5 protein-coding genes are annotated in these 6,000 nt (G+C 69.2%); 1 reads left to right on the top strand and 4 read right to left on the bottom strand.

Annotation, left to right across the window (positions count from 1 at the left end; translation table 11 throughout):
• Positions 1-1,424: 1,424 nt before the first annotated feature.
• Positions 1,425-2,147, bottom strand: a complete 723-nt coding sequence (locus VFZ39_RS16770; RefSeq protein ID WP_330866932.1) for a DinB family protein — start codon at positions 2,145-2,147, stop codon at positions 1,425-1,427.
• Between the two features lie 80 nt (positions 2,148-2,227).
• Between VFZ39_RS16770 and VFZ39_RS16775 the strand changes: the two genes are divergently transcribed.
• Complete coding sequence (locus VFZ39_RS16775; RefSeq protein WP_330866933.1) at positions 2,228-2,800, top strand: dihydrofolate reductase family protein; 573 nt, start codon at positions 2,228-2,230, stop codon at positions 2,798-2,800.
• A gap of 104 nt (positions 2,801-2,904) precedes the next feature.
• On the opposite strand, the gene VFZ39_RS16780 is transcribed toward VFZ39_RS16775, so the two are convergent.
• The 3 genes from VFZ39_RS16780 to VFZ39_RS16790 all read right to left on the bottom strand — a co-directional run bounded on the left by VFZ39_RS16780 (position 2,905) and on the right by VFZ39_RS16790 (position 5,814).
• Positions 2,905-3,561: a response regulator transcription factor gene (locus VFZ39_RS16780; protein WP_330866934.1), complete on the bottom strand. Its 657-nt coding sequence runs from the start codon at positions 3,559-3,561 to the stop codon at positions 2,905-2,907.
• Positions 3,558-4,865, bottom strand: a complete 1,308-nt coding sequence (locus VFZ39_RS16785; protein WP_330866935.1) for a sensor histidine kinase — start codon at positions 4,863-4,865, stop codon at positions 3,558-3,560. Before VFZ39_RS16785 ends, VFZ39_RS16780 begins: the two co-directional genes overlap by 4 nt.
• A 79-nt stretch (positions 4,866-4,944) precedes the next feature.
• The gene (locus VFZ39_RS16790; protein ID WP_330866936.1) at positions 4,945-5,814 is read right to left on the bottom strand and encodes an AraC family transcriptional regulator; all 870 of its coding nucleotides are present in this window, start codon (positions 5,812-5,814) and stop codon (positions 4,945-4,947) included.
• Between the last annotated feature and the right edge of the window lie 186 nt (positions 5,815-6,000).

The following is a 6,000-nucleotide window of genomic DNA, read 5'->3' on the forward strand; positions in this document are numbered from 1 at the left end:
CGCGGCCCGGGGGTCGGCCACTTCCTGGAGTGCGTCAATCGCCACTTCGTGGCCGACCCGAGCGCCCTGACGTTCCCACCGTCCCGTGGCCCCAGTCAACGATCTTGGTCTGGACGTCGTGGCTGGTCTGGACCCCCGGGCCTCGCCCCGGCCAGACGCCCAAGCTTGTCTCTCAGGGTGAGCGGTCTCTTCGTGCGCCCGCGTAGCCGCTGTCAGTGCGCTCCATCCTGCGTGGGAGGCGTGCGCTTCGGATCGGGGTGCGCTCTGCCTACCGTGGAAGACATGGACTTGCTTCGAGCAGTGCCGATCCTGACGGCGCCCGATGTCGATGCCGCCGTACGGGAGTACTCCGAGTTGCTCGATCTTGACGTGCTCATGGATCTGGGGTGGGTGGCGACCCTGGGAATCCCGACATGTCGCTCGAGGTGCCCGACGTCGACGACGCCTACCAGCGGGCGCAGGATGCCGGTGCTGAGATCGTCCATCCGCGGCAAGACGAAGACTGGGGCGTCCATCGGTTCTTCCTGCGATGGGTCACCGGCGACGGTGCCCGATGCACGCGGCCTCGTTAGGCGGTGGGTCGTGGCTCAATAGTTGACACCAACCCACCGCGCAAGGCTCGAGAAGAATGTCACCCGGAAAGAGGCGATCGGTGAAGTACGCCCTCCCTGCATGGAGATACATCGGCTGGCATTGACTGCCTGAGTGCGAGGCCGAAACGTGGCTGATTGCGCGCCGTGGAAACGACTTCCCGAGGCGCAATCAGCAATTGTGCGTATCCCCGGGGAACTGGTCGCGCGTAATCTCGTGGTGCGCGATCCGCGCACCACAACGAGCGGGCGGCGCGCAGGGCGGGGCCCGATATGCACCACAGTCTCTGAGGAGTGGAACCGAGGATGTCATCGCTACTGGTACGACGCAGACACAGGTCGGCTCCAGATCGATGACCTCCAGGCGCGGGTGACCGAGCGCGGTTGGTGGTGGCAAGGCAGGAGGTGAGATAAGTCCTACAGGGTCCGCACGCTGCAGCCCGGCCAGACGCGACATTTCCACGGGACCGGCGACACTCTGCCCTGCGCGCACACGGCTCGCACCGGATGCTCCTACTTCAAACCGGCCGAAGTATGGCTGACCAAGGACGGGAGTTACCGCTGGACCCGCGGCAGCAAGGACGAGCGAGGTCACTACAAGGCGCTGGTGGATTCACGGCTACAACTCGACCCAGGTGCTCCCGGCGGGAGGACCAAGACCGTGCCGCTGGGCATCTTCGGGCGGGTTATCGACGGTGACTGGCGACTGCTCCGCTTCCGTCTCGGCAACACGGTGACGCGTCCCGAGTCGACCAGCCGCACAGGCGAGTGACGCCGCACTGGAAGACAACCAGACACCGCAGATACCGCGTCTGCGCTATTGATCTGAAAACCCTACGAAGACTCCAGACGCGACAGCTTGTCCAGGTCGCGTTTGCAGAACCCGTGGTGAGCCCAGTCCTCGTTGAGCACGGTGCCGAGGCATTGCCGCACTGCCCGCCCCTTGGCATATGGCGGCCATCTGTCGTCGTCGGGCACCGGCGCGGTCTGGTCGAGCTGATCAGGCGTGACCTCGGCCAGCCACGTCTCGACCTCCGAAGCCTGCCGATCGCGCACGGCGAGCACCTCGTCGAGGCTCGGTTGGGCGGACGGGTCGAGCCCGCTCTCCTCCTGGTCCATGAGGAACTGTGGACCCAGTCCCATGGCCGTGAACGGCTCGGTGAGCCCGAGCACGCAGCGTCGGAACCAGGAGTCGTGCACGAAGACAAGATGACGCAGGGTTTCGACCATCGACCACTCGCCGTCGACGCCCTGATGTTCGCTGTTCTCGGGCATGGACCGGACTCGCTCGGTGGTCCTCGCCCAGTCATCCCGCAGCTGTCGCCAGGCCTCGCGCAGGTCGGCCGGCTCATCGGAGCGGATCAGCAACCGTACCGGGTGGCGGCGGTCGAGCTCTGCCTCGACGTAGGTCATGACCTCGACGCCGTTGACCACCAGATTGGTGACCAGGCCGTCGATCTCGGCGTCCTGCATGACCACGCCGACCAGCCGGGCTCTGCTCAGGTCGCACTCGCGGAACTCTGCGCTGGTGAGGTCCTCGTCGTCGAAGCGTCGCATGCAGACAGGCTAGGCCGCACCGCCCACGCAACGCGCAGATCTGCCGCAGTGGGGGCGGGTGCCCGACGTACCGTCGGAGCATGGGCAAGGTCGTCTACCACACCGCCTGCACGCTCGACGGATTCATCGCCGACGAACACAACTCGCTCCAGTGGCTCTTCGACACGCCCCACGAGGAGAGCGAGGACGCCGGAGGGTGGGACGCGTTCGTGGCGCGGATCGGCACGATGACGATGGGCGCCACCACGTATGAATGGGTGCTCGAACACGAGCGGCTGCTCGAGCACCCCGACAAGTGGCGCGAGTGGTACGGCGCCCGCCCGTGCTGGGTCTTCACGCACCGAGATCTACCAGCGCTGCCGGGCGTCGACATCAGGTTCGTGCAAGGGGAGGTGCGGGTCGTGTATGACGACATGCTCGCCGCCAGCGAGGGGGACACGTGGATCGTGGGCGGCGGCGACCTGGTGGGACAGTTCGACGACGCGGGTCTGCTCGACGAGATCCAACTCGGCATGTGCCCGGTCACGCTTGGCGCGGGCGCGCCGTTGCTGCCGCGTCGGATCACGTCCCGCCGGATGACGCTGAGGTCAGCGCACCAGGAGGGGCAGCGAGTGCGCGTGGTGCTCGACGTGGACCGCAGGACCGCGCGCTGACTGGGGCTGTCTGCGCCTACTCGTCCGGCTCGTCGTCCAGGTGCGGCCCGTCCCACGTGGACAGGCAGAAGGGGCGGCCGGGTGGCGCGGGACGGGGACCCAGGTCAGGTCGACCGCAGGTAGCTCAGAACCGCGAGCACCCGACGGTGGCTGCTGTCGTCGTCCGGGAACAGGTCGAGCTTGGCGAAGATCCGCTGCGTGTGCTTCTCGACGCCTCCGGGCGTGACGGTGAGGGCCTCGGCGATCGCGGCGTTGGACATCCCCTGCGCCATCAAGGAGAGCACCTCCCGCTCACGCGGGGTCAGCGAGGCCAGCGGGTCGCGGTTGCGGGACATCAGCTGACGGACCACGAGCGGGTCGAGCACGGTGCCGTCGGCGGCCACGGTCGCGACGGCGTCGAGGAAGTCCTCGAGGTGGCTCACCCGGTCCTTCAGGAGGTACCCGACCCCACCCCTGCCATCCGCCAGCAGGTCGTCGGCATAGGAGACCTCGACGTACTGCGAGAGCACCATCACCCGCGCCTGCGGCCAGCGCCGCCGCACCTCGACGGCGGCCCGGAGGCCCTCGTCGGTGTGGCTCGGTGGCATCCGGACGTCGACGATCCCCAGGTCGGGGCGGGCCTCGATCATCGCGTCGACGAAGCCGGGGCCGTCGCTCACCGAGGCCACCACGTCGTGGCCGGCCTCGGCGAGCATCAGCTGAAGCCCCTCGCGCAGCAGGAAGGAGTCGTCGGCGACGACCACCCGTAGTGGTGTGCTCACACAGGGATTTCAGCACGGACGACCGTGGGCCCACCGACCGGCGAGGTCACCTCGAACGTGCCGTCGACACCCGCGAGCCTCTGCTGCAGGCCGGCGAGCCCTTGTCCCTTGCCCAGGTGGGCGCCGCCGGAGCCGTCGTCCTCGACCCGGACCTCGACCTTTCCGTTCCGCTCGGTGACGTCGACCGTGACGGCCTGCGCTCCGCTGTGCTTGGCGACATTGGTCAGCGACTCCGAGACCACGAAGTAGATCGCCGTCTCGACGTGGGGCGGCAGGTCCGCGGGTACGTCGAGGTGGGCCGACACGGGCACCGGCCCACGGTTGACCAGCTCCTGGAGGGCCACCGTCAGGCCGCGGTCGACGAGCAGCGGTGGCGCGATGCCCCGCGAGAGCGCGCGCAGCTCGTCGACGCTCGCCCGAGCCTGCTCGAGGACGGTGTCCAGCGTCTCGCCGGCGCGCGCAGGGTCGTCGGTCAGCTGCTTGCGAGCCCGGCTGACGTCGAGGGTCAGCCGCATCAGGCGTTGCTGGGGACCGTCGTGGATGTCGCGCTCGAGGCGTCGCAGCGAGTCCGCCTCCGCACGACGGGCGGCGTCCCTGCTCCCTTCCACGCGGCGCACCTCGGCCTGCAGCTCGGCCCGGCTGCACAACAGAGCCTGGCCGAGGCCGGCGTGCACGGCAGCGACCGCGCGGACGACCACGGGCAGCACGAGCAGCGCGACCGCCCCCACGACCAGGTACAACACGCTCTCCGCAGTCTGCCCCTCCCCGAGGCCGATCAGCTCGACCAGGGTCGTGTCGTCCTGGGGCACCCAGCGCTGCCAGAACCAGTAGGTCAGGCCGCCGAGCACGACCGCCCACCACGTGACGGTGACGACGAAGGCCACCAGACCGGTGACGAACCCGACCACACCCCAGAGCAGGTCGAGCCACGACTGCGGGTCGCGCAGCGGAGTCAGCAGACGACGGACCCGCGAGGCGCCGGCAGGTGCGGCGACGTACACCGGAGCCGGCGCCGCACGTAGCTGCAGGCTGCGTAGCCGCTGCCGCTCGAGGTGGGCCACGCCGCGCGCGAGGATCAGCGTCCCTGCCAGCACGGCCACACCGATCCAGACCACGGCCAGCCCGACGCCGAGCGCGAAGCCGATCACGGACACGGCGAACGCGATGATCGCCAGCGGCAGCGCCGAGAGGGCGTAGGCAGTGTCGAGGGCCAGCCGCCGTAGCAGCGTCGGTCGCACCACAGGCGCGTCGGGCTCGAGGGAAGTCGTACTCGTCATCGGGGTCATCCGCAGGGTCTCGGTCATGACCACCACGCTAGGTAGCGGGGGCCGACGGTTCGATCCTGCCAGCCCGACAGCTTGGTGTCGGGCTGGCCCGACGGAGTCAGGTCCGCTCGACGGGCTGCCACAGCTCGCAGGTCGCGGTGGTGAAGCCCTCGTCGTGGTCGAGCACGGCCACGATCGACGGTCCGGGGCGCAACCGCCACGGGTTCGAGGGGAACCACTCGGATGCGGTGGCCGCCCAGGTCTCCTGCAGCGCTTGTGGATGCGGACCCTCGGACGTGAACACCGCCCAGCTCCCAGCCGGTACGGCGATGCTGTCGAGATCCTCCGGAGCGGTCGTGTCGCCGGTGACGGCAACACCGTGCATGTAGGTCAGCTCGGTTCCCTCGCTGTCCGCTGGGCCTAGCTGGTCCGTGATCTGGAGCAGGCCGCCGGGCACTCCGTTGCTGAGGTCCTTGAGCCGTTGGTGCTCCGTCATCGGGATCGCCTCGACATGGGACGAGATGTGCGGGTTGACGCCCTCGTGGATGAGCGGGACCCGGGCGGCGTGGCCCACGAGGCGGAAGGCCGGTCGGTCGACGATGCGGACGTTCATCGGGGTGCTCCCTTCGACGGTCAGGCGGAACCTGAGCTGCTGTTGGCTGCGGAAGGGACCTCCATCGCGACGGGCCTCGGTCAGGCCGATCCCGTGCACGGCGCGGAACGCGCGGCCGAACGCCTCGGTCGAGCCGTAGCCGTGTCTCACGGCGATCGTCATCAGGTCGTCCCGCGACGTCGGCACGTCGGCGGCCGCGAGCGACATCCGGCGTCGACGTACGTACTCCGACAGCGGCATGCCTGCCAGCGACGAGAACATCCGGCGCAGGTGGTGCTCGGTCGTGCCATGTGCGGCGGCGACCGCGGCGACGTCCACGTCCTCGGCGCCGGCCTCCTCGACCACGTCCACCAGTCGGTTCAGTGCGACCAGCATGGGGCCTCCTTCCGGCACTCAGTCTCCGGTCTTCCGAGGCGGTGCCGCCCGACCGCCGCGGACCGGTTCGATCAGCCGCCGGGCCGCCTCATCGGCAGCCCCAGCGCCGCAGCTCCAGCCACCAGTCGATCGAGTCCGTCCCCGTGCCTCCAGTGCATCGCCCGCAGCCCCACGGACCGAGCCCCG

The sequence above is a fragment of the Nocardioides sp. genome (assembly GCF_036374615.1).
GTDB lineage: Bacteria > Actinomycetota > Actinomycetes > Propionibacteriales > Nocardioidaceae > Nocardioides.

What these genes read in the sequence shown, in the direction of transcription:
- VFZ39_RS16785 (WP_330866935.1), bottom strand. Translation starts at nt 4,865, where the DNA reads ATGACCGAGACCCTGCGGATGACCCCGATGACGAGTACGACTTCCCTC.
- VFZ39_RS16790 (WP_330866936.1), bottom strand. Translation starts at nt 5,814, where the DNA reads ATGCTGGTCGCACTGAACCGACTGGTGGACGTGGTCGAGGAGGCCGGC.
- VFZ39_RS16775 (WP_330866933.1), top strand. Translation starts at nt 2,228, where the DNA reads ATGGGCAAGGTCGTCTACCACACCGCCTGCACGCTCGACGGATTCATC.
- VFZ39_RS16770 (WP_330866932.1), bottom strand. Translation starts at nt 2,147, where the DNA reads ATGCGACGCTTCGACGACGAGGACCTCACCAGCGCAGAGTTCCGCGAG.